Source organism: Mesorhizobium sp. M1A.F.Ca.IN.020.03.2.1, assembly GCF_004023205.1.
Taxonomy (GTDB): Bacteria; Pseudomonadota; Alphaproteobacteria; order Rhizobiales; family Rhizobiaceae; genus Mesorhizobium.
Window position 1 is genome coordinate 1 of sequence record NZ_RZSV01000485.1, and the last position, 943, is coordinate 943.

Consider the following 943-nt stretch of genomic DNA (forward strand, 5'->3'; position numbering starts at 1 on the left):
AAAGTTAAAAAACGGGTCTGGGTATTTTTTGCTGAAGGACAGCGTTCCCTGCCCCATCCCCACTTACCGAAAAAGATGCGCACCGCGCCGCTCCTTCGAACGTGACCTTTACCCAGGCGGCGGCGGCGTTCAACTATGATCGTATCGGCAGAAGCCCCGTCCAGACGCTATCACCGGACGTTGTTGCACAAATGACACGATTTGGCCTCACTCCGAAAGTTCTCATTAACCATTAAGGCCTTGCAGTCGGTCGAATCCGGCGAGGGGCGGCCGAAATTGCGGCGCCAGCTGCGAGTCGCCGGCCGGGAATCGCCATGGAATCGCCGCATGGGAACACTCATCCTGCTGCCGGCGTCGAATTTTCAGCGATTACGGCGCGGGCTTGTTGATTGTGCCGCCGCTTTTCTTTATCCAGCGGCGCGACGGAGAGGTGGCCGAGTGGTCGAAGGCGCTCCCCTGCTAAGGGAGTAGAGGTCAAAAGCTTCTCGTGGGTTCGAATCCCATCCTCTCCGCCATCCTGCTTCGCGCTGCGCGCTTCGCAGGACAAGCCCGACAGTTCGTGCGAAGCAGGATGCGGAGAGGATGCCCTCCGAAGCCTTGGCGAAGGAGGGCCGGTCCGTGTGGTACGTATACCTGATTGCGAGCGAGGCTTTCGTAGGCGAGCGTTATATCGGCATAACATCGGACCTGCGGCGACGAATTGCTGAGCATCACGCAGGAAAGTCCAGTCACACTTCCAAATTTCTGCCGCGGCGAATCGTGACCTACATGGCCTTTCAAGCCGAGCAAAGGCGACTTCGTTCGAGCGCTATCTCAAATCGGGATCCGGGCACGCGTTCGCCAGCAAACGTCTGTGGTAGCGGCTACCCGGCAAAAAAATACAGCAATAACAAAGCACTGACACCGGTGACAGTCGAGTGAAATCGACGCTGCCGTTCGATTC

1 tRNA gene and 1 pseudogene are annotated in these 943 nt (G+C 57.8%); both read left to right on the plus strand.

Features of this window, described 5'->3' with window-relative positions:
* The first annotated feature begins 424 nt into the window (after window positions 1-424).
* A tRNA-Ser gene (locus EOA79_RS32255) sits at window positions 425-515 on the plus strand.
* A gap of 103 nt (window positions 516-618) precedes the next feature.
* Window positions 619-860 (plus strand): annotated as a pseudogene (locus EOA79_RS32260) (GIY-YIG nuclease family protein).
* The last annotated feature ends 83 nt before the right edge of the window (window positions 861-943 follow it).